The organism is Nocardioides pacificus, assembly GCF_054775955.1.
On sequence record NZ_BAAHCI010000015.1, the window covers coordinates 941,485 to 962,561 of the forward strand.

Here is a 21,077-nt window from a genome sequence, read left to right on the forward strand (position 1 = left end):
CAGCGCCGACGCTGTGGCGAAGGTCGTGAGCGCCACCGGATAGGTCGGCTCGGGCAGCCAGCTCGGGTCCAGGTAGCCCTCGACGGCGGAGCGGATCGCGGGCCACACCAGGTTGCCGCCCGCCAGGCAGGACTGGAACAGCCCGCCCGAGGCACGCGTGTTGACCTCGAGCAGGAACGGCCGATCGTGCTCGTCGAGGCGGAACTGCACGTTGGAGAGGTAGGACAGCCCATGCTCCTCGACGAGCAGGCGGGTCCACCACTCCAGCTCGGGGTGCGCGTCCAGGAGCACCCGGCGCCTGGTGGGGCTCTTGAACCGCGGCACCGTGCGGCCCAGCTTGCCGTCGTGCGAGAGCGTGTCGACGGAGTACTCCCCGCCGGGCAGCACCGGCATCAGCATCAGCGGGGCGAAGGTGTCCGACTGCTGGAGGAGCTCGCGCAGCTGCGCCAGCGGCATCCGGCGCCGCGGTGCGGCGTACACGTCGCTCAGCGACGGCGGCTCGGTGGAGATGATCCAGAACCCGGCCGCGCCGACCCCGGTGACGGGCTTGAGGCAGATCTCCGCGTGGCCGCTGGCGACGAGGGCGCCGTAGCCGGTCTCGAACTCGGCGGCGCTGGTGACGACGTGGTGCTCGGGCACGGGCACGCCGAGCCGGGCGGCCGCGGTGTAGGCGGCGGCCTTGTCCTCGAAGAGGCGGATCGCCGGTGGCGGCGAGGTCAGCACGCGCACGCCCAAGGCCTCGAACTCGCCCCGGCGGCGGGCGATCGCCTCGGCCTGCCAGGTGGGCCAGAACACGTCGATCGTGTGACGGATGCAGAAGGCCAGAGCCGCATCGACGTAGTCGTCGCCGAGCCCGTCGAGCTCTGGGAACGCCTGCGCTGCGGCACCGAGCACGGGTGAGTCGGGGTCGCGGTGCGTCGCGACCACGTGCACGGGGCGAGCGTCGGGGTTCACCTCGAGCATCGGGATCAGGTGGGCGTAGGTGGCGTAGGTGCGGTTGATCCAGATGCGGAGCGGGAGCAAGGGTGACGCGGCTTTCGGGGGAGTGAGGGGGCGTTGGTGGTCTCGACGTCGGTTGGTCTCGACGTCGGTTGCTGCGCAACCTGCTCGACCCACCGGCTGCGCAACCTGCTCGACCGGCGAGATGCGCAACCTGCTCGACCAACGAGGGGCAAAGCACGAAAGGCGCCGACCCCGGAGGGGGTGGCGCCTCAGTGTGGTGGACCTACGTCAGAGAGACGCGGCCTTCCGGGAGATCGCCGACTTGCGGTTGGCGGCCTGGTTCTTGTGGATGACGCCCTTGGAGGCGGCCTTGTCGAGCTTGCGCGTCGCGGCGCGGGCTGCCTCGAGGGCGGCGTCCTTGTCGCCGGCCTCGGAGAGCTCGCGGAACTTGCGGATCGCGGACTTCAGGCCGGTCTTCACCGACTTGTTGCGCTCGTGCGCCGCCTCGTTCTGCTTGTTGCGCTTGATCTGGGACTTGATGTTCGCCACTACGCTGCGCCTCTATTGGTCGAAGGGATTCGGTCGTGCAAGCTTGATTGCGTTCGGCGCGACTGCCTGCGGGCAGGCTCCAGACACGCGACATGGAACTCTAGCAGCGGCATCCGGGGCGCCCAAATCACAGCCCCTCACGGCCGGCCCCACCCCTCTCACAGCCAGCCGCGGCGCTCGCCCAGCCAGCCCCAGGCGACCTCGGCGCACCAGCTCTGGTGGGTGCGCAGCCAGGGAGACGTCGGGGGAGCGGGGGCGTCGCGCTGGCGCAGGAAGTAGCCGACGAGCAGGGCGAGCACGACGTCCACGTGCTCGGCGGGCACGTCCCGGGTCAGCGTGCGCTCGCGGAGCACCGCCTCCACGTCGATCCCGTCGCCTCGGGCGCCGAGCAGGAGGAAGACCGTGTCCAGCCACGGGGCGCCGAGCACGGGCCAGTTCCAGTCGCAGACCCAGACCTCGCCCTCTGCTCCGAGCAGCAGGTTGTCGTCGCGGATGTCGGTGTGGACCAGGGTCTCGCCCGCACACACCTCGGCATAGCGGGCGGCGAGGCCGGCCGCCTCCTCGAGGTGGGGGAGATCGGGGAGGGCGCGCCGAACGTGGGCCCAGGCGGCCAGGAAGTCGGCGAACTCCGCCGCGAAGGTGTCGCGGGTGAGCCCTGCGGGGGAGGGGGTCAGCGTCGCTGCCAGTCCTTCGAGCGTGTCGAGACAGCGCTCGAGATCCGCCGGGCGCCACGGCCGCTGGGGCGAGCGCCCCTCGACGTACTCGATGCCGAGCACCACCCAGGCGTCGTCCTCGTGGTGCCACAGCAGCCGCGGAGCGGGGACTCCGGGCGGCAGCGCCGCGAGCTTGCGACTCTCCTCGCGGTAGGACTCCGCGACCGCGCGCTGGGCCTTGCGGGAGGCCGCCTTCACGAAGACGCGTGACCCGTCGCGGGCGGTGAGCACCGAGGCGAAGCCCGGAGTGAAGCCGCCACCCTGGCTGGCCGCGTCCTCCACCGGGGAGCCGAGCCGCCCCTCGACCAGCGTCCGCACGTAGGGCGGCAGGGAGGGCCACTCGAGCCGACGGGCCGTGCGGCCGTGAGGGATGGCGGTGATGGACATGGGGCGCATCCTCCCAGAGTCGCCGGGTCGGGCATTCGGGCGAGCCGCCGCTGCATGGGAAGATGGTGCCTCCCGCCCCACCCGATCCGACGAGAGCAGTTCGTGGCTACTTCTTCGACCGCGCCCAAGCCGGGCAAGACCGATCCCGCGATCATCCGCAACTTCTGCATCATCGCGCACATCGACCACGGCAAGTCGACGCTCGCCGACCGGATGCTGCAGTACACCGGCGTCGTGGACGAGCGGGCCTCGCGGGCGCAGTACCTCGACCGGATGGACATCGAGCGCGAGCGCGGGATCACCATCAAGAGCCAGGCCGTGCGGATGCCGTGGACGGTGCCGGTCGACAACGAGCAGGGCGCCGAGCCCGGGGACTACGTCCTGAACATGATCGACACGCCGGGCCACGTCGACTTCACCTACGAGGTGTCGCGCTCCCTGGAGGCGTGCGAGACCGCCGTGCTGCTGGTCGACGCGGCCCAGGGCATCGAGGCGCAGACGCTGGCCAACCTCTACCTCGCGCTCAACGCGGACCTGCACATCATTCCGGTCCTCAACAAGATCGACCTCCCGTCGGCGCAGCCGGAGAAGTACGCCGCGGAGCTCGCCGGGATCATCGGCTGCGACCCCTCCGACGTCCTGCAGACCTCGGCCAAGACCGGGCTGGGCGTCCGCGAGCTGCTCAACGAGATCGTGAAGCAGACGCCGGCCCCCGTCGGGGACGCCGACGCTCCGGCGCGGGCGCTGATCTTCGACTCGGTGTACGACACCTACCGCGGCGTGGTCACCTACGTCCGGGTGGTCGACGGCAAGCTGAGCCACCGCGACCGGATCAAGATGATGTCGACCGGCGTCGTGCACGAGATGCTCGAGGTCGGCGTGATCAGCCCCGAGCCGGTCAAGGCGGGCGAGATCGGCGTCGGCGAGGTCGGCTACCTGATCACCGGCGTGAAGGACGTGCGCCAGTCGCGGGTCGGCGACACGGTCACCAGTCAGCACCACGGGGCCACCGAGGCGCTGGGCGGCTACAAGCACCCCAACCCGATGGTCTACTCCGGGCTCTACCCGATCGACGGCGACGACTACCCGACGCTGCGCGACGCGCTGGAGCGCCTGCAGCTCAACGACGCGGCGCTCGCCTTCGAGCCCGAGACCTCCGGGGCGCTGGGCTTCGGCTTCCGCTGCGGCTTCCTCGGCCTCCTGCACATGGAGATCACCCGCGACCGGCTCGAGCGCGAGTTCGACCTCGACCTGATCTCGACCGCCCCCAACGTGGTCTACCAGGTGATCATGGAGGACGGCTCCGAGCACACCGTCACCAACCCGAGCGAATACCCCGAGGGCAAGATCGCCGAGGTCCGCGAGCCCGTCGTCCGGGCCACGATCCTGAGCCCGAGCGACTACATCGGCACGATCATGGAGCTGTGCCAGACCAAGCGGGGCAACCTCCAGGGGATGGACTACCTCTCCGAGGACCGCGTGGAGATGCGCTACACGCTGCCGATGGGCGAGATCGTCTTCGACTTCTTCGACCAGCTCAAGTCACGCACCAAGGGCTACGCCTCCCTCGACTACGAGCGCACCGGCGAGCAGGCGGCCGACCTGGTGAAGGTCGACATCCTGCTCCAGGGCGAGCCCGTCGACGCCTTCTCCGCGATCGTGCACCGCGACGCGGCGTACGGCTATGGCGTGATGCTGGCCGGCAAGCTCAAGGACCTGATCCCGCGCCAGCAGTTCGAGGTGCCGATCCAGGCTGCGATCGGGGCACGTGTGATCGCCCGCGAGAACATCCGTGCGATCCGCAAGGACGTGCTCGCCAAGTGCTACGGCGGCGACATCAGCCGCAAGCGCAAGCTGCTCGAGAAGCAGAAGGAGGGCAAGAAGCGGATGAAGATGGTCGGCCGGGTCGAGGTGCCCCAGGAGGCCTTCATCGCCGCGCTGTCCAACGCGCCCACCGCGGACAAGAACAAGAAGTAGCCCGCACGGGATCCATGTCGTGCCCTCGTCCGCCTCGCCGCTCGAGCTGATCGAGGAGTGGGGGCTGCGCCCCGACGGCGCCCCCGTCCTCGGGCACCGGGCCCAGGTGGTGCCGGTGCGCACGAGCGGTGGGGCGCCGGCCGTGCTCAAGATCGCGGTGCAGGTCGACGAGACCGAGCACGAGTCGCTCGCGCTGCAGCACTGGCACGGTCGCGGTGCGGTCCGGCTGCTGCGCGCCGACCCGCGCCGCCGGGCGCTGCTGCTCGAGCGGGTGCACGCCGAGGACCTCGCCGAGCACTGGGACGTCGAGGCCTGCGAGATCGTGGCCGGTCTCTACCGCACCCTGCACGTCCCGGCGGTCCCGCAGCTGAGGTCCCTGGCCGAGCTCGCCGGTCGTTGGTCGACGGAGCTCGCGGCGCTGCCACGCTCCACGCCGCTGCCACGCCGGCTCGTCGAGCAGGCCGCCTCGCTCGCGGCGTCCTTCTCCCGCGACCCGGACACCGACGGGGTGACCGTGCACGGGGACCTGCACTACGCGAAGGTGCTCGCGGCCGATCGGGAGCCCTGGGTCGTGATCGCGCCCCGACCGCTGAGCGGGGATCCCCACGTCGAGCCCGGCCCGCTGCTCTGGCACCGGTGGGACGAGGTGCGGGCGAGCAGTGACGTCCGCGACGCCGTGCGCCGCCGCTTCCACGCGGTCGTCGACGCCGCCGAGCTCGACGAGGACCGCGCTCGCGACTGGGTGGTCGTGCGGGCCGTGGTCAACGCCGTACGCGACCTGGGCGCCGGGTCGGACCCCGACCTCACCCGATGGATCACGCTGGCGAAGGCGGTTCAGGGCTGAGGGCCGCACTCTCGGCGAGGATCTCGCGCAGGGCGGCGGCATGACGCTGATAGGCGCTGTGGCCCGAGCGGGTGATCCGGTACGTCGTGGTGGCCCCGCGTCCGCGGCCCGTCTTGCTGATCTTGAGGTAGCCGGCCTTCTCCAGCGCCGCCATCTGCTTGGACAGGTCGGAGTCGCTGATCCCGAGCTGCTCGCGCAGGAACGGGAAGCTCACCGAGGTGGCGCTGGCCAGCATCGCCATCGCCGCGAGCCGCTTGGGCGCGTGGATGACCGGGTCGAGGTCGCCGATCATCCGAGGCGCTCGCGGACCCGGCGGGCCGCCTGCGCGTAGAGGCGCTCGTAGGCGGCGAGGCCGACGGTGACGGCGACCCACGTCGTGGCGACGGCCGCCCAGGGGCCGAGGAGAGTCCAGGCGAGCGCCACGAGCGCCAGGACCACCGCCACGCCGACGGCGTAGCGCCGGAACGCGGAGCGGAACTCGGGGGGCGGCTGGCGCAGCGAGGGCAGGGCGCCGTGCCGGCGGGAGTACCACCGCAGGAAGGCCAGCTCGGCGACGAGCAGCGTGACCATGCCGACGGCGAACCACGCGGAGTCGCGCCCCCACGCGATCACGCCGACGAGCGCGGCCGCCCACGTGCCGGCCGCGGGCGGATACCAGCGCGGGGTCGGCGGATAGACGACGTACGGCGCGGCAGCCGCGCGCTCGACGTCGCGCAGCTGGGCGGCGATGTCCTGCTCACTTTCCATGGTGGAAAACTATCGCATCGCTTTCCAGAGTGGCAAGCGATGCCGGGAGTCGGGCCGGCCGGTCTGCACCAGTCGCGGTGTCTGAACCAGGTGGCGGCGAGCGTCGCTGCGGGGGACCATGTGCGGGTGCAGAGCTCCGGACAGGTCATCTCGGTCAACATCGGTCAGCCCGAAGGGGGCTCGTGGACCGGGCGCGTCGGGCGTACCTCGATCCGCAAGCGACCGGCTCCCGGCCCGGTCCGCATCGGCTGGCGCGGCCTCGTCGGTGACACGGTCAGCGACACGAAGTACCACGGCTTCGCGGAGAACGCCGTCTATGTCTTCGCTCGCGAGGACCTCGACCGGTGGGGCCGTGAGCTGGGACGCGAGCTGCCCGACGGGATGTTCGGGGAGAACCTCACCACGTCCGGCATCGACGTCAACGAGGCGCTCGTCGGCGAGCGCTGGAGGGTCGGCACCGCGCTGCTCGAGGTGGCCAAGGTGCGCACGCCCTGCAAGGTCTTCGCGGGCTGGATCGACGTGTCCGGGCTCGACGCGACCGGGTGGGTGAAGCGGTTCACCCAGGAGGGGCGGCCAGGCCCCTACCTGCGGGTGCTCGAGGAGGGTGTCGTCGAGGCCGGTGATGAGATCACCGTCGAGCACCGGCCCGACCACGCGATCACCGTCGCGATGATGTTCCGGGCGCTGACCACCGAGCGGGCGCTGCTGCCCGACCTGCTGGCCGTCGACGACCTGGCGCCGTCGGTGCTGGCCAAGGTGGAGAAGGCGGCCGGCTGAGCTCAGCGCGTGGCCACGACCGCCTCGCCGTCGGCCCAGATCGCCACCAGCTGGTCGCGACCGTCGGACAGCTCGCCCAGGACGGTGGCGATGCGCAGGCCCTCGGTCGGCGACGCGGTGTCGCCGCGGCGCTCCAGGCGCACGTCGAGCTCGCGCCTCTCGACCAGCTCGTCACCGTCGTACACCTCGAGCCGCGCCTGCTCCTGCTGAGCGGTGAGGGCGCCCTCGAAGCACGCCAGCGCCACCGGGTCGGCGGCGGCGTCATAGACCCAGCGCCTGCCCAGGACCGAGTGCTCCATGGTGCCGACCAGGTGGGCCTCCGCACCCACGAGCGGAGCGCCGCGATAGGTCAGGGCGACGTGGACCAGACTCGCGCCGCGACGCACGATGAACGCCTCGACGCCCACCTCGCCCGCCGGGTCGTCGAGCCGGTAGGTCCCGACCACCGTGATCTCGCCGGTGCCGCCCCAGGGTTGCCGGTCCAGCCAGCTGGTGAGCAGCTCGGGCTTCGAGGGGGTCAGGGTCGCGCGGTGGAGGATCGCCATGGAGCGACCCTAGGACACGCCCCAGGCGGGATCTCGGCGCGAAGCAGCACTACTCACGAGTAGAAAGCTTGAGACAAGCGGCCGATCGCCTCCCGTTCGCGGCTCGAGTGATCTAGGTTACGCACATAGCAGTCTGTGGGCCGGCTCACACCCTGGTGAGCGCCCACGGGAGGAGACAGGGAGCCCCATGCCGATCACGAATGACGCGTCCTTCATGGACACGATGCCGCGCAACGTCGCCGTGCAGTTCCTCGACCGGGTCGAGAGCAGCTCGGCGCGCGAGGCCTATCGCTTCCCCCGGGGCGAGGAGTGGGCCTCGGTCACGTGGCGCGAGGTGGGCGAGCAGGTCAGCGAGCTGGCCGCCGGCCTGATGGCGCTGGGCATCGAGCCCGAGCAGCGCGCGGGCATCGCCTCGAACACCCGGTTCCACTGGATCCTCGCCGACCTGGCGATCATGTGTGCCGGTGCCGCCACGACCACGGTCTACCCGACCACCAACGCCGACGACACGGCGTACATCCTCAGCGACTCCGAGAGCCGCGTCGTGTTCGCCGAGGACGACGAGCAGATCGCCAAGCTGCGCTCGCACCGCGCCGAGCTGCCGCACGTCTCGAAGATCGTCACCTTCGACGGCACCACCGACGGCGACTGGGTGATCTCCCTCGACGAGCTCGCCAAGCTGGGGCAGACCTACCTCGCCGAGCACCCGGGCGTGATCCGGACGATGGCCGAGTCGATCCGGCCCGACCAGCTCGCGACGCTGATCTACACCTCGGGCACGACCGGGCGCCCCAAGGGCGTGCGGCTGCGTCACTCCTCGTGGGTCTACGAGGGCGAGGCCATCAAGGCGCAGGACACCCTGCACGAGGACGACCTGCAGTTCCTGTGGCTGCCGATGGCGCACAGCTTCGGCAAGGTGCTGCTCTCCACGCAGATGGCCTGCGGCTTCGCCACCGCCATCGACGGCCGCATCGACCGGATCATCGACAACCTGGCCGTCGTGAAGCCGACGTTCATGGGTGCCGCGCCCCGCATCTTCGAGAAGGCGCACGGCAAGATCATCACGATGCAGGCCAACGAGGGCGGCGCGAAGGAGAAGCTGTTCAACCAGGCCTTCAAGGTCGGCCTCGAGGTCGACCGCCGCAAGCGCGACGGCAAGTCGATCCCGCTGGGCCTCAAGCTGCAGCACGGCCTCTTCGACAAGCTGGTCTTCTCCAAGGTCCGCGACCGCTTCGGCGGACGCGTCCGCTTCTTCATCTCCGGCGCCGCGGCCCTCAACCAGGAGGTCGCCGAGTGGTTCCACGCCGCGGGCATCCTGGTGCTCGAGGGCTACGGCCTCACCGAGACCTCAGCCGGCGCCTTCGTGAACCACCCGGAGGACTACAAGTTCGGCTCGGTCGGCAAGCCGTTCCCCGGCTCCGAGGTGAAGATCGCGGCCGACGGCGAGGTGCTGATCCGCGGCCCGCACGTCATGGAGGGCTACCACAACCTGCCCGAGCAGACGGAGGGGACGCTCGTCGACGGCTGGCTGCACACCGGCGACATCGGCGAGCTCGACGCCGACGGCTTCCTCAAGATCACCGATCGCAAGAAGGACCTGTTCAAGACCTCGGGCGGCAAGTACATCGCCCCGTCCTCGATCGAGTCGCAGTTCAAGGCGATCTGCCCCTTCGCCAGCCAGTTCCTGGTGCACGGCAACGACCGCAACTACTGCGTCGCGCTCGTCACGCTCGACCCCGACGCGATGGCCGACTGGGGTGCGCGCAACGGCATGGAGGGCGCCTCCTACACCGAGATCGTCCGGTCCGACGCCGTGCAGAAGATGGTCGACGGCTACGTCGAGCAGCTCAACGCCCGGCTCAACCGGTGGGAGACCATCAAGAAGCACGTGGTCCTCGACAACGACCTCAGCATCGAGTCCGGCGAGCTGACCCCCTCGATGAAGGTCAAGCGCAAGGTCGTGGAGCAGAACAACAAGGCCGTCATCGACAGCCTGTACGCCTCCTGATCGCTGGCTGATCAGGCTGGGCTGATAAGGCTGGGCCGGGTCGCCGGTGGGAGGATGGGGGGATGCCCTCCACTCCTCCTCCCGGCGAGCCCGCCCCCACGGACGGCTCCCTGCCGGAGTCCGCGCTGGAGGGGGTGGGCGCCCGGCCCTTCGGCTTCTACGTGCACGTCCCGTTCTGCCGCGTGCGGTGCGGCTACTGCGACTTCAACACCTACACGGTCTCCGAGCTCGGGCCGGTCTCCTCGGCCCCCGGCGCCTCGCGCGCGTCGTACGCCGACGGCGTGGTCGCGGAGGTACGACGCGCACGCCGCGTGCTGGGCGAGCGCGACGTGCCCGTGGAGACGGTCTTCCTCGGCGGCGGCACCCCCACGCTGATCGAGCCGGCCGACCTCGGACGCGTGCTGCAGGCGATCCGCGACGAGTTCGGCATCGTCGCCGGCGCCGAGATCACCACCGAGGCCAACCCCGACAGCGTCACCCCCGAGAGCCTGGCCGCGCTCCGGGAGGCGGGCTTCACCCGGCTCTCCTTCGGGATGCAGTCGGCCGTGCCGCACGTCCTGGCGACGCTCGATCGCACGCACGACCCGCTGCGCGTCCCCGGGGTGGTCGAGGCGGCGCGCGCCGCCGGCTTCGACGAGGTCAGCCTCGACCTGATCTACGGCACGCCGGGGGAGTCCCTGGCGGATTGGCGTACCTCGCTGGACGCGGCGCTGGCCTGCGCGCCCGATCACGTGTCGGCCTACGCGCTGATCGTGGAGGACGGCACGGCGCTGGCGCGTCAGGTGCGCCGCGGGGACGTGCCGATGCCTGACGACGACGACCTCGCCGACAAGTACCTCCTCGCCGACGAGGTGCTCGGAGCCGACGGTCTGGAGTGGTACGAGGTGTCGAACTGGGCGCGTCGCGAGCGCAGCCAGTGCCGCCACAACGTCCTGTACTGGAAGGGCGCCGACTGGTGGGGTGCCGGGCCGGGGGCTCACTCCCACGTCGGGGGTGTGCGCTGGTGGAACGTCCGCCACCCCGCGGCCTATGCGGCGCGGCTCGGCGACGACCTGAGTCCGGCCCAGGCCCGCGAGGTCCTCGGGCCCGAGGACCGCCGTGTCGAGCGGGTGCTGCTCGAGATCAGGCTGCGCAGCGGACTGCCGCTCGAGGTGCTCGACGACGGGGGACGCGCCGCGGTCCCCGACCTCGTCGAGCGCGGCCTCGTGGAGGTCGTCGCCGACCGCCTGGTCCTCACGCTGCAGGGCCGGCTGCTGGCCGACGCCGTGGTCCGCGACCTGCTCCCCTGAGGAGGTCCCTGGCAACACCCCGAGATCGCCCGCATTGCCCAGCCGCGGAGCCGGATCAGGACTAGGGTCGATGACATGAGCACAGGCCCCGACTTCAGCAAGCCCAACCCCGAGGATCCCAACGGGCAGCCGTCCGACCAGGGACAGGGACCGTCCTCGCACGGTGCCGATCAGCAGCCCTACGGAGCCGCGCCCGGCGCGCCTCAGTACGGTCAGCAGCCCTACGGCACCCCGCAGTACGGTCAGCAGCCCTACGGCGCCCCGATGGCCGGCGGCCCCGCGCCGTACGGCGTGCACCCCGTCACGGGCATGCCCTACTCCGACAAGTCCAAGCTGGTCGCGGGCCTGCTGCAGATCCTGATCCCGCTCGGGATCGGCCGCTTCTACATCGGCGACAGCCGCACGGGCGTCTTCCAGCTGCTGGTCACGATCTTCACCTGCGGTGTCGGCGCGATCTGGCCCTTCATCGACGGCATCATGATGCTCGTCGGCGATCCGGTGGACCAGAGCGGGCGCCCGCTGCGCAGCTGAGGCATCGCGCCTCGAGTCGCGCCGGCTGCGGACCGATCAGGGCGCCGTCACGAAGTCGATCAGCTCCTCGACCCGCCCGAGCAGGGCGGGCTCGAGGTCGGCGAACGAGTTGACCTTCGACAGCACGTGCTTCCAGGCGCGCGCGATGTCGGCCTGGTCGCGGTGCGGCCAGCCCAGGTGCTGGCAGATGCCCTTCTTCCACTCGATGCTGCGCGGGATCGTCGGCCACTGCTGCAGGCCGAGGCGGTCGGGCTTGACCGCCTGCCACACGTCGATGAACGGGTGGCCGACGATCAGCACGTGCTGACCGACGGGGGAGCGGGCGATGCCCTGGGCGATCCGGCTCTCCTTGGATCCCTTCACCAGGTGATCCACCAGCACGCCGACCTTGCGGTCCGGGCCGGGGCGGAAGTCGCGCAGGTGGTCGGCGAGGTCGTCGACGCCGCCGAGGAACTCGACCACCACGCCCTCGATGCGCAGGTCGTCGCCCCAGACCTTCTCGACCAGCTCGGCGTCGTGGCGCCCCTCGACGAAGATCCGGCTCTGGCGGGCGACGCGGGCCGGCGCGTCGTGGACGGCGACGGACCCCGACGCCGTCCGGGTGGCCTTGGCCGGGGCCTTGAGGCGGGTCGGCGGCGTCAGGATGACCGGCTTGCCCTCCAGCAGGAAGCCGGGGCCGAGGGGGAACGTGCGCCGCTTGCCGCGCCGGTCCTCGAGCGTCAGCGTCCGGATGTCGCGGTCGACCGCGACGACCTCACCGCACCAGTCGGTGGTCACCTCCTCGACGACCAGACCCAGCTGGGCCTCGGTCTCGACGGCGCGCCCGCGCTTGGGGGCGCGCCAGTCGGTGTTGAGGACGTCGGTGCCGTAGCGGTCGTGGGAGCTCACCGGGGCAACGCTAGGTCGCTCACCCGTCGGAGCCGGTGAGGCCACGCCGATGAGACCCACCCCACTGCTGTCCGGTCGGGAGCCGTAGCGTTCCGGGCATGCCGAGCCGCACCGAGATCGTCACGTTCGACGACCAGCCTCCGCCGCCCGGCGAGTCGCCCTGGGTGGACGGTGCGCGACCGGAGACCGGCGTCGCGGTCGTCGATCCGGACCCCGCCTGGCCGGAGCGGTACGACGAGCTGGCGGCGCGCATCCGGGGCGCGCTCGGCTGGCGGGTCCTCGACCTGGCGCACGTCGGCTCGACGTCGGTCCCGGGGCTGGCGGCCAAGCCGATCATCGACATCGACCTCACCGTGGCCGACACCGACGACGAGCCGGCCTACGTGCCGGCCCTCGAGGCAGCCGGCTTCGAGCTGCGGGTGCGCGAGCCATGGTGGTTCGGACATCGCGCCCTGCGCGCCGAGTCTCCCGCCTGCCTGCTGCACGTGTTCGGGCCGGACAGCCCCGAGCTGGTCCGGCACCGGCTCTTCCGGGACTGGCTGCGCGGCAACGCCGACGAGCGGGAGGTCTATGCCCGGGCCAAGCGGGAGGCGTCGGCCGCCGCCAGCGCTGCGGCGGAGCACATGATGCAGTACAACGCCCGCAAGGAGCGGGTGGTCCGCGAGATCTACCGGCGCGCGTTCGTCGCGTCGGGGCTGCTCGCGCCCTGACGCGTGGGCCTCGTGCGCTGCGGGCCGGCTCAGACGAGCGGCAGGTTGCGCTGCGCCCGGGGCAGGTGCTCGTAGCCGCGTCGGACGGCGTGGACCAGGTCCTCGCGCGGGTAGGGCCACTCGGCGGCCGCCAGCGCGTCGTCGACCGGCACACCACGGGTGGAGAGGTCGCGGATCGTCTCCGCCACGACGCCGAGCGCGGAGCGCTGCTCCTCCATGAAGTCCTTGCCGACGGGAGCGCCGTGGCCGGGGACCACGACGGTCGACGGGCCGGTCAGGTTGAGCACCAGGTCGAGGGCCAGCGGCCACTCCATCGGGTGGCAGTCCTGACCGAAGCCGGGGACCCCGGACTCCTCGACCAGGTCGCCGGTGAGCATCACGTCGGCGTCGGGCACTCGCACCACCACGTCGCCGGAGGTGTGCCCCTTGCCGGGGTGGACCAGCTCGACCACCCGGCCGCCGCCGAGGTCGACGGGCCAGACGGAGGAGAAGGTGTGGTCGGCGGCGACGATCTCGGTCGCCAGGACCTCCTCGCGGCGTGGATCGGCCGGATCGTCGCGGTAAGCCTGCTTGATCCGCTCCCCGGCCGAGACCGTGGCGGCCGCCGCGTCCTCGTGGGCGTGGATCGGCACCGCGCCGTACGCCGCGCGCAGGGCCGCGTTGCCGAAGGTGTGGTCGAAGTGCTCGTGGGTGTTGACGATGGCCACCACGTCCCCGGCCCCGAGGGCCCGCAGATCCGCAACGACCTCGCCTGCCGCGGCCGTCGAGGCATGCGTGTCGACCACCAGCAGCCCGTGCTCTCCGCCGATCGCGGTGACATTGACGTCGAACCATGCGTAGCGCGCGACCCAGACCCGGTCGGCCACCTCGGTGAACCTCATCGGGCCACCCTAGGCCCGCCCCCCACCACCACCTGTAACGCGGGGTTATCCGGACTGCCCAAGCGTCACGACGCTGCGGTAGATCGGATAACCCCGCGTTACATGGGGGGTGCGGGGTCAGGTGAGGCCGGAGTGGAGCTCTCGGCTGAGGAGCGCGCCGAGCTCGGCGCGGGAGCGAGCGGGGCGGGGGAACCACAGCCGGTGGGTGTGGGCGCCGTCGAGGTCGATCCAGTGCACCTCCACGCCGTCGCGGGTGAGGTCCGCGATCGCCGCGCCCGCGACGCTGCCCGGGCGCAGGCCGCGTGCGGTGGCCACGCTGTGGCGCAGCTCGGCCGGGTGGCTGTCATTGGTGTGCTCCACCACCCGGCGCAGGTAGCCGTCGTTGAGGTCGTGGTCGGAGCTGCGGAAGTGCGCGAGCGGTACGGCGCGGCTCGCGTGCCCGGCGGCGGCTGCCACCGACGCGGGCACCAGCTCCACGACGTGCGCCGTCGGGGGCGTGTCCTGGTGGCGGGGACGACCGGTCGCCCGCAGTCGCAGGGTGCCCGTCAGGGTGACCGACGACAGGGAGCTGGCGGTGTCGGCCCCGAGGGTGAGGCGCGCCTCCCGTCCGCATGCAGCGGCCAATGCCAGGGCGCTGTCAACGGGACAGGAGAACGCCGGCACGCCCGCGGTGTCGCGCACCGTGAGGTCGACGATGTCGTCGAGGTGGCGCAGGCCCTCGACCTCGAGGGTCGCGGTGCTCGGGCACGACAGCACCGCGCGGGCCTGTCCGGCGAGCACGTGGGGATCGTAGGGCTGCTGGGTGGCGGTCATCGCATCTCCTCATCGACTTAGGGGAGCCTAACCTCACTCGTCCCGGAAGGCCAGGGATGTCTCACCGGCTAGTAGTCTTGGCACTCAGTGCTGATGAGTGCCAGTGAGCAGCGTCTGGCGTCGAGGGTGAAGGGAGGCGTGAATGGTCGAGGACCGCCGACTCGCCGTCCTGCGTGCCATCGTCGAGGACTACGTGTCGACCGAGGAGCCGGTGGGGTCCAAGGCCCTGGTGGAGCGGCACAGCCTCGGTGTCTCGCCTGCGACGGTGCGCAACGACATGGCTGCACTGGAGGAGGAGGGGTTCATCACCCAGCCCCACACCAGCGCCGGCCGGGTGCCGACCGACAAGGGCTACCGCCTCTTCGTCGACCGCCTGACGACCGTCAAGCCGATGAGTGCCGCCGAGCGCCGCGCGATCTCGACGTTCCTCGACGGCGCCGTCGACCTCGACGACGTCGTCCAGCGCAGCGTCCGGCTGCTCGCCCAGTTGACGCGCCAGGTCGCCGTCGTGCAGTACCCCACGCTCTCGCGCAGCACCGTCCGGCACGTCGAGCTGGTCGCCATGACACCCTCGCGCCTCCTCGTGGTCCTGATCCTCAGCACCGGACGCGTGGAGCAGCGCCTGGTCGAGCTGGGCGCATCCTTGGGCGACGAGCAGATCGCCGACCTGCGCACCCGGGTCAACCGGGCCGCCACCGGCGAGCAGATCTCACAGGCCACCGCTGCGCTCCAGGCGCTCGCGGACGATGTCCCCCCTGACGACGCGGCGGTGACGGCCCAGGTCGTCGCCACCTTGGTCGAGGCGATGTCCGACCACCGCTCGGACGAGCGCGTCGCCGTGGGCGGCGCGGCCAACCTGGCCCGCTTCGGCGAGGGCTTCGACTCCGCCATCCGGCCCATGCTCGAGGTCCTCGAGGAGCACGTCGTGCTGCTCAAGCTGCTCGGCGAGGCCAGCAGCGGCGGGACAGTCACGGTCCGGATCGGCCACGAGGGGCCCTACCAGGAGCTCGCCAGCACCAGCGTCGTGGCCACCGGCTATGGGCCCGGTGAGCAGGCGCTGGCCACCCTGGGCATCGTCGGCCCCACCCGCATGGACTACCCCGGCACGATGGCCTCGGTGCGCGCCGTGGCCCGCTACGTCTCCCGGATCCTCGACGAGGCCTGACCGCAGCCAGCCGTCCCCCGAGTCTCAGACCATCAGCCTCCAGCAGCAGGAAAGAACAGGAACACCACCTTGAGCCAGGACCTCTACGAGCTCCTCGGCGTCGACCGCGACGCGGGGCCCGACGCCATCAAGAAGGCCTACCGGCGCCTTGCCCGGCAGCTCCACCCGGACGTCAACCCCGACCCCGAGACGCAGGAGCGCTTCAAAGAGGTCTCGCGCGCCTACGAGGTGCTCTCCGACCCGCAGAAGAAGGCCGCCTACGACCGCGGGGGCGACCCCTTCGGCGGGGGCGCCGCAGGCTTCGGCCAGGGCCAGGGCTTCTCGTTCACCGACATCATGGACGCGTTCTTCGGGGGCAACGCTCCCGGCGGCCAGGGTGGCGGTCGTGGGCCGCGCCCGCGCGTGCGACGAGGCCAGGACGCCCTGATCAGGCTCGAGATCGACCTCGCGGAGGCGGCGTTCGGCGTCACCCACGAGCTCAAGGTCGACACCGCGGTCGTCTGCACGACCTGTCACGGTGACGGCGCCGCTCCCGGCAGCGAGCCGGTGTCGTGCGAGACCTGCCACGGGGCCGGCGAGGTCGCCCAGGTCCAGCGGTCGTTCCTCGGCGAGATCCGCACCCTGCGCCCGTGCCCGGCCTGCCGCGGCTTCGGGTCGATCATCCCCGAGCCGTGTCGTGACTGCTCGGGCGACGGCCGGGTCCGCTCGCGCCGCAACCTGACGGTGAAGATCCCGGCGGGCGTCGACACCGGCACGCGCGTCCAGCTGCCCGACCAGGGTGAGGTGGGCCCCGGTGGTGGCCCGCCCGGCGATCTGTACGTCGAGATCCATGTCGCGCCGCACGAGGTGTTCGTCCGTGAGGGCAGCGACCTGCACTGCACGGTGTCGCTCCCGATGACGGCGGCCGCGCTCGGCACGACGCTGACCCTGCCGACCCTGGAGGCCGACGTGGTCGCCGCGGACGAGGAGAAGAAGACCGACCTCGAGACCGAGTTCGAGCTCGAGATCCGGCCGGGCACCCAGTCGGGCACCGAGCAGGTGCTGCGTGGGCGCGGCGTCCCCGGTCTGCGTGGCGTCGGACGCGGCGACCTGATCGTGACGGTCGTCGTCGAGACGCCCACGCGTCTGGACGACCGCCAGAAGGAGCTGCTCTTCGAGATGGCCGCCCTGCGCGGCGAGGAGGCGCCGACCGGCAACGTCGGACCGGGCCCCCGCACGTTCAAGGACCGGCTGCGCAGCGCCTTCCAGGGCCGCTGAGCGCACGATGACGCTGCCGGTCCACCACGTGCCGGAGCTGGCGGCCTCGGGGACCCCCGAGGCCGGCCGGCTCGTCGAGGTGACCGGCGACGAGGCCCATCACGCGGTCGCCGTGCGCCGGCTGCGGGTCGGCGAGCAGGTCGTGCTCACCGACGGTGCCGGTACGGCGGTCACCGGCGAGGTCGTCAGCACCGGCAAGCGGGTCTTCGCCGTGACCGTGCTGGGGACGGACCTCGTCGCCCGGCCCGCCCCTGAGCTGGTCGTGGTGCAGGCGCTCCCGAAGGGCGACCGCGGGGAGCTGGCGGTCGAGATGCTGACCGAGATCGGCGTCGACGTCGTGGTGCCCTGGGCGGCCTCGCGCAGCGTCGCGGTCTGGCGCGGAGAGCGCGCCGCCAAGTCGCTGGCCAAGTGGCGGGCCACGTCCCGCGAGGCGGCCAAGCAGGCGCGGCGCAGCTGGTTCCCGGAGGTCCACGAGCTCGCCTCCACCGCCGACGTCGTCGCGCTGCTGGGCTCCGCCGACCTCGCCCTGGTGCTGCACGAGGAGGCCGCGGAGCCGATGGCCGGTCTCGCCCTGCCGGCCGGCGGGCGCGTCGTACTCGTGGTCGGGCCGGAGGGGGGCGTGGCCGACGACGAGATCGAGGCGTTCGCGGCCGCCGGCGCGCGCTCGGTGCGCCTGGGGCGCGAGGTGCTGCGCACCTCCACCGCCGGGGTGGCCGCGTGCGCCGCGCTGCTGGCCGGGTCCCCGCGCTGGGCCTGATCTCGACGTTCGGGCCTGATCTCGACGTCGAGCGCTGCGCGCCCTGCTCGATCAACGAGGGCGGACGACCACCGTCTTGGTGTCGCGGGTGGGACCCACGCCCTCGCGTGAGGGCCCCTCTCCCGTCGGGTCGTCGGTGAAGGCGACGAAGGTGTACCTCCCGGGGGCGAGCCCGGAGACGTCGACCTCGGCCTGCCACGGGTAGAGCTTGTCCATCCACCCCGACGCGGTGGCGAAGCCGGACCTGACGACCTTGTCGCGGCGCCGCAGCTCCCACGGCACGGTGGCCTCGAACGAGCTGGCGAGACCGCGGGCCGTGAACGAGCCCCGCACCGTCATGCCCTGAGACGGAGAGGTGATGTTGGCGAGGGCGAGCACGTCGAGCGGTGGCGCGGCCCGGAAGCCCCGGGCGCGCCGGACGCCGAAGAGCGGGACCTGCTCGGACCCCACGGAGAACACCACGCGGGAGCGGGAGCGGCCGGCTCCGTGGAGGGTGCGGACGAGCTGCTGCACGGCGAGGTTGGCGCTACGACGACTCATCCCCGCTGGCCGCTCGGTCCACCTCCGATCGGCCAGCCGGACGGTGTAGACGCCCCGGCGGCCGAAGCCGTCGAAGCCGACGCTGCTCACCGAGCCCGCCGAGAAGAGGGAGCGGTAGTCGGGGTCGAGGGCCTCGCCGGAGGTGGTCAGAGCGGCCGCGGCCGTGAGCGGATCGGCCGCGTCCACGGCCCGCATCTCACGGAACAGCCGCGGCCCTCCCGGGGCGTCCCCGACGAAGAACACCGGCACCGAGACGGTGTCGGGCGGGGTGACCGGGCCGCGTCGACGCGCGATCCCGGGAGCCTGCTTCTTGCCCGCGCCGGGGCGCGCGGACCCGGTGCGAGCCGGCTGCTTCGGGCCGGCTCCCGGACTGGCCTCGGCGCTGGCTTCGGGGGCGGGGCTCGTGGTCGCCTCCGCCGGCGAGCTGGGCGGCGGGGACTCGGCCCGGCTGTCGGAGTCGTCACCGCACCCGGCCAGGAGAGACAGGCCCAGGGTGGCGGCGGCCACGAGCGAGACGGTCCGGACGGATGCGGGGCGGCCGGATTTGGGGCGGATGGCTGGGGAGCGACTCATCACTCGACCACGATCGTTCGGGTGTCCTCGGTGGGGCCGAAGCCCTCGCTGCCACCGGTGGGGTCGTCGGTCATCGCCACGAAGGTGTACTCCCCGGGCTCGAGGGCCGAGACGTCGATCGAGGCCGTCCACGGATAGAGCTTGTCCATCCAGCCCTCGGCGGTGGTGAACCCGCTGTCGACAACCTTCTCGCCCTGCCGGATCTGCCACGGGACGGTGGCCTCGAACGAGCTGGCGACGCCGGTCGCGGTGAACGAGCCGGAGACGGTGGCGCCCTCGGTGGGGTCGGTGATGTTCACCAGTGCGAGGACGTCGAGCTGCTCGCCCTGGGCGAGTGGCTCCGCCGTCGGCACCCCGAGGATCGTGTCGCTGCGCTGCCCGTCGACGAGCAGCTGCACGGGAGCGCGCTCCTGCAGCGAGGCCTGCACGGTGTAGAGCACCTGCTCGATCGCGAGCGACGCCTCCTGCTTCGACATGCCCTGCGGTCGCTCGCGGAGATCGCCGGCGTCGCCGGGGTCGAGGTCGACGGTGACCAGCTCCACGTCCGTGGTCCCAGAGTCGGTGTCGGAGTCGGGGTCGGAGTCGGGGTCGACGGTGACCTCGCGCACCGAGACCCCGGCGGGCCAGTCGCTGCCGTAGTCGGGGTCGTCGGCCGCACCCGTCACGGCCAGGGTCGTCGCGGCGAGGGCGGCGTCGGCCCCGCTGGTCTTCTGGAACTCGCGGAACAGCCGCGGCCCCTGGGCCGCCTCGCCCCGGAAGTACACCGGCACGGTGAACGTCGTATCCGGCACCTCGGTCGAGGAGGTCGAGGGAGCCTCGGTGGGCTCGTCGGCGGTGGTCGCCGGGGGCGTGGCGTCGGGGGAGGAGGAGACCGGGGCGTCGTCCTTGCCGGTGAGGTCGGAGCCGATCACCGCGACCGCGGCGATCACGGCTGCGGTAGCGACGGCGGCGCCGCCGACGGCGTACAGCCAGGGACGTCGCTTGCTCATGGGAGTCACCTTCGTTCGGTTGCGGATGAAGTCGAGGCGGTGCCCGGGCTCGATGTCCGACACAGCGTCGGAGAGCAGCTCGCGCAGGGACGCGTCCTCGTGGGGAGTGGGGTCGGTCATCGCTGGTCCTCCAGGAGCGGGCGCAGCGCGGCCGCTCCGCGGGAGGCGTGGCTCTTGACCGCGCCGCGGCTGATCTCGAGAGTGGCCGCGATCTCGGCCTCGGAGAGGTCGAGGTAGTAGCGCAGCGCCAGCACCTCGCGCTGGCGCTGCGGCAGCGCGCGCATCGCCTCCAGCACGGCCGTACGGCGAGCGGTGGCCAGCGCCGCGGCGTCGGCGCCGGGGGTCGCCAGGGGAGGTGCCGCGGCCTCGCGCCGCACATGCCGGTCGACGACCACCCCGTGACGCAGCACCGAGCGTGAGCGGTTCACGACGCTCTGTCGCAGGTAGGCCAGTGCCTTGTCGGGGTCGCGCAGCCGTGACCAGTGGGCGTGGACCGCGACGAACGCGTCCTGCACGACCTCCTCGGCGGTGGCAGGCTCGCGCACGAGCAGCACCGAGAGCCGGACCAGCTGCCGCCAGTGGGCGGCGTACAGCTGCTCTAGGGCGGTGTCGGCGTCCCACGACGCCGGCCCTCCGCTCGCCGGAGGCCCGGGGGTCGCGGAGTCACCTGGCGGGGTCACCGCGGGGCTCCGAGACGTGAGGGGCGCATGGGTCATCACGCTAGTGGGACGCGCAGCCTCCGGATGCGGTTGACACGCCCCTAGAGTGGGCGACATGAACGCCTCCGAGGACTGCCTCTTCTGCGGGATCGTCGCGGGCGCGGTGCCAGCGACGGTCGTGCACGAGACCGAGACCACCGTCGCCTTCCGGGACGTCAACGCCCAGGCACCCACCCATGTGCTGGTCGTGCCGCGCAGCCACCACGCGGACGCGGCGTCCCTGGCCGCCGCCGAGCCGACCGTGTTCGTCGACCTGATGACGGCGGCGGCCGAGATCGCCGACGCGGAGGGCCTGGAGGGCGGCTACCGCACGGTGTTCAACACCGGCGCCGCAGCCGGCCAGACGGTGTTCCACACCCACCTGCACGTGCTCGGCGGTCGGCCGCTCTCCTGGCCGCCCGGCTGACGTCGCTCCGCGGTCGGGAATCTCGCGGGCTCCGCGTGCCTTGAACCCCGTAGCATGGAGGTGGCCCCGC

22 protein-coding genes and 1 pseudogene are annotated in these 21,077 nt (G+C 72.0%); 11 read left to right on the forward strand and 12 right to left on the reverse strand.

Annotation, left to right across the window (positions count from 1 at the left end; translation table 11 throughout):
- Positions 1 to 87: 87 nt before the first annotated feature.
- From ACYU7L_RS22990 to ACYU7L_RS23000, 3 genes and pseudogenes are all read right to left on the reverse strand, one after another.
- A pseudogene (locus ACYU7L_RS22990) lies at positions 88 to 963 on the reverse strand (ATP-grasp domain-containing protein); the annotation flags it as partial.
- A gap of 267 nt (positions 964 to 1,230) precedes the next feature.
- Positions 1,231 to 1,491, reverse strand: coding sequence for a 30S ribosomal protein S20 (rpsT, locus tag ACYU7L_RS22995; protein ID WP_460801502.1), 261 nt, complete (start codon positions 1,489 to 1,491; stop codon positions 1,231 to 1,233).
- A 158-nt stretch (positions 1,492 to 1,649) separates the two neighbouring features.
- On the reverse strand, positions 1,650 to 2,591 hold the full coding sequence (locus ACYU7L_RS23000) for a phosphotransferase family protein (RefSeq protein ID WP_460801505.1): 942 nt from the start codon (positions 2,589 to 2,591) through the stop codon (positions 1,650 to 1,652).
- 102 nt (positions 2,592 to 2,693) lie between these two features.
- On the opposite strand from ACYU7L_RS23000, the gene lepA reads away from it, so the two are divergent.
- Together lepA and ACYU7L_RS23010 are read left to right on the forward strand one after the other, a co-directional pair.
- A complete protein-coding gene (gene lepA / locus ACYU7L_RS23005; protein ID WP_460801508.1) occupies positions 2,694 to 4,568 on the forward strand; it encodes a translation elongation factor 4 in 1,875 nt (624 codons plus the stop codon).
- Between the two features lie 19 nt (positions 4,569 to 4,587).
- The gene (locus ACYU7L_RS23010) at positions 4,588 to 5,412 is read left to right on the forward strand and encodes an aminoglycoside phosphotransferase family protein (protein WP_460801511.1); all 825 of its coding nucleotides are present in this window, start codon (positions 4,588 to 4,590) and stop codon (positions 5,410 to 5,412) included.
- On the opposite strand, the gene ACYU7L_RS23015 is transcribed toward ACYU7L_RS23010, so the two are convergent.
- Together ACYU7L_RS23015 and ACYU7L_RS23020 are read right to left on the reverse strand one after the other, a co-directional pair.
- Entirely contained in the window at positions 5,384 to 5,704 is a 321-nt protein-coding gene (locus tag ACYU7L_RS23015) for a transcriptional regulator (protein WP_460801513.1), read from the reverse strand. The two genes, ACYU7L_RS23010 and ACYU7L_RS23015, sit on opposite strands and share 29 nt — an antisense overlap.
- A complete protein-coding gene (locus tag ACYU7L_RS23020) occupies positions 5,701 to 6,159 on the reverse strand; it encodes a hypothetical protein (protein WP_460801516.1) in 459 nt (152 codons plus the stop codon). The genes ACYU7L_RS23015 and ACYU7L_RS23020 overlap by 4 nt, the downstream gene beginning before the upstream one ends.
- Positions 6,160 to 6,285: 126 nt before the next feature.
- On the opposite strand from ACYU7L_RS23020, the gene ACYU7L_RS23025 reads away from it, so the two are divergent.
- A complete protein-coding gene (locus ACYU7L_RS23025) occupies positions 6,286 to 6,936 on the forward strand; it encodes an MOSC domain-containing protein (protein WP_460801520.1) in 651 nt (216 codons plus the stop codon).
- A gap of 2 nt (positions 6,937 to 6,938) precedes the next feature.
- On the opposite strand, the gene ACYU7L_RS23030 is transcribed toward ACYU7L_RS23025, so the two are convergent.
- Entirely contained in the window at positions 6,939 to 7,481 is a 543-nt protein-coding gene (locus tag ACYU7L_RS23030) for a CG0192-related protein (RefSeq protein ID WP_460801524.1), read from the reverse strand.
- A gap of 187 nt (positions 7,482 to 7,668) precedes the next feature.
- On the opposite strand from ACYU7L_RS23030, the gene ACYU7L_RS23035 reads away from it, so the two are divergent.
- From ACYU7L_RS23035 to ACYU7L_RS23045, 3 genes are all read left to right on the forward strand, one after another.
- Entirely contained in the window at positions 7,669 to 9,489 is a 1,821-nt protein-coding gene (locus tag ACYU7L_RS23035; protein ID WP_460801528.1) for an AMP-dependent synthetase/ligase, read from the forward strand.
- A 62-nt stretch (positions 9,490 to 9,551) separates the two neighbouring features.
- Positions 9,552 to 10,778 (forward strand): radical SAM family heme chaperone HemW, encoded by a 1,227-nt coding sequence (hemW, locus tag ACYU7L_RS23040; protein WP_460801531.1) that lies wholly within the window; start codon positions 9,552 to 9,554, stop codon positions 10,776 to 10,778.
- A 75-nt stretch (positions 10,779 to 10,853) separates the two neighbouring features.
- Positions 10,854 to 11,309: a TM2 domain-containing protein gene (locus tag ACYU7L_RS23045; RefSeq protein ID WP_460801533.1), complete on the forward strand. Its 456-nt coding sequence runs from the start codon at positions 10,854 to 10,856 to the stop codon at positions 11,307 to 11,309.
- A 36-nt stretch (positions 11,310 to 11,345) separates the two neighbouring features.
- On the opposite strand, the gene ACYU7L_RS23050 is transcribed toward ACYU7L_RS23045, so the two are convergent.
- Positions 11,346 to 12,197 carry a DUF3097 domain-containing protein gene (locus tag ACYU7L_RS23050; RefSeq protein ID WP_460801536.1) on the reverse strand — a complete coding sequence of 284 codons (852 nt, stop codon included), beginning with the start codon at positions 12,195 to 12,197 and terminating at the stop codon, positions 11,346 to 11,348.
- 98 nt (positions 12,198 to 12,295) lie between these two features.
- On the opposite strand from ACYU7L_RS23050, the gene ACYU7L_RS23055 reads away from it, so the two are divergent.
- The gene (locus tag ACYU7L_RS23055; protein ID WP_460801539.1) at positions 12,296 to 12,907 is read left to right on the forward strand and encodes a GrpB family protein; all 612 of its coding nucleotides are present in this window, start codon (positions 12,296 to 12,298) and stop codon (positions 12,905 to 12,907) included.
- A gap of 29 nt (positions 12,908 to 12,936) precedes the next feature.
- Here the strand turns inward: ACYU7L_RS23055 and ACYU7L_RS23060 are convergent, their stop codons facing one another.
- Both ACYU7L_RS23060 and ACYU7L_RS23065 read right to left on the reverse strand, forming a co-directional pair.
- Positions 12,937 to 13,788 carry an MBL fold metallo-hydrolase gene (locus ACYU7L_RS23060; protein ID WP_460801543.1) on the reverse strand — a complete coding sequence of 284 codons (852 nt, stop codon included), beginning with the start codon at positions 13,786 to 13,788 and terminating at the stop codon, positions 12,937 to 12,939.
- Between the two features lie 117 nt (positions 13,789 to 13,905).
- Positions 13,906 to 14,601 carry a DUF2470 domain-containing protein gene (locus ACYU7L_RS23065; protein ID WP_460801546.1) on the reverse strand — a complete coding sequence of 232 codons (696 nt, stop codon included), beginning with the start codon at positions 14,599 to 14,601 and terminating at the stop codon, positions 13,906 to 13,908.
- Positions 14,602 to 14,743: 142 nt separating this feature from the next.
- On the opposite strand from ACYU7L_RS23065, the gene hrcA reads away from it, so the two are divergent.
- From hrcA to ACYU7L_RS23080, 3 genes are all read left to right on the forward strand, one after another.
- Positions 14,744 to 15,766, forward strand: a complete 1,023-nt coding sequence (gene hrcA / locus ACYU7L_RS23070; RefSeq protein WP_460801548.1) for a heat-inducible transcriptional repressor HrcA — start codon at positions 14,744 to 14,746, stop codon at positions 15,764 to 15,766.
- A 69-nt stretch (positions 15,767 to 15,835) separates the two neighbouring features.
- Positions 15,836 to 17,023: a molecular chaperone DnaJ gene (gene dnaJ, locus ACYU7L_RS23075; RefSeq protein WP_460801551.1), complete on the forward strand. Its 1,188-nt coding sequence runs from the start codon at positions 15,836 to 15,838 to the stop codon at positions 17,021 to 17,023.
- Between the two features lie 7 nt (positions 17,024 to 17,030).
- Entirely contained in the window at positions 17,031 to 17,780 is a 750-nt protein-coding gene (locus tag ACYU7L_RS23080) for a 16S rRNA (uracil(1498)-N(3))-methyltransferase (RefSeq protein ID WP_460801555.1), read from the forward strand.
- 51 nt (positions 17,781 to 17,831) lie between these two features.
- Here ACYU7L_RS23080 and ACYU7L_RS23085 read toward each other — a convergent pair whose 3' ends face one another.
- The 3 genes from ACYU7L_RS23085 to ACYU7L_RS23095 form a co-directional block, all read right to left on the reverse strand.
- Positions 17,832 to 18,827 (reverse strand): Gmad2 immunoglobulin-like domain-containing protein, encoded by a 996-nt coding sequence (locus tag ACYU7L_RS23085; protein WP_460801558.1) that lies wholly within the window; start codon positions 18,825 to 18,827, stop codon positions 17,832 to 17,834.
- A gap of 65 nt (positions 18,828 to 18,892) precedes the next feature.
- A complete protein-coding gene (locus ACYU7L_RS23090) occupies positions 18,893 to 20,002 on the reverse strand; it encodes a Gmad2 immunoglobulin-like domain-containing protein (protein WP_460801561.1) in 1,110 nt (369 codons plus the stop codon).
- Entirely contained in the window at positions 19,999 to 20,562 is a 564-nt protein-coding gene (locus ACYU7L_RS23095; RefSeq protein WP_460801563.1) for a SigE family RNA polymerase sigma factor, read from the reverse strand. Before ACYU7L_RS23095 ends, ACYU7L_RS23090 begins: the two co-directional genes overlap by 4 nt.
- A 94-nt stretch (positions 20,563 to 20,656) precedes the next feature.
- On the opposite strand from ACYU7L_RS23095, the gene ACYU7L_RS23100 reads away from it, so the two are divergent.
- Positions 20,657 to 21,007, forward strand: a complete 351-nt coding sequence (locus tag ACYU7L_RS23100; protein WP_460801565.1) for a histidine triad nucleotide-binding protein — start codon at positions 20,657 to 20,659, stop codon at positions 21,005 to 21,007.
- The last annotated feature ends 70 nt before the right edge of the window (positions 21,008 to 21,077 follow it).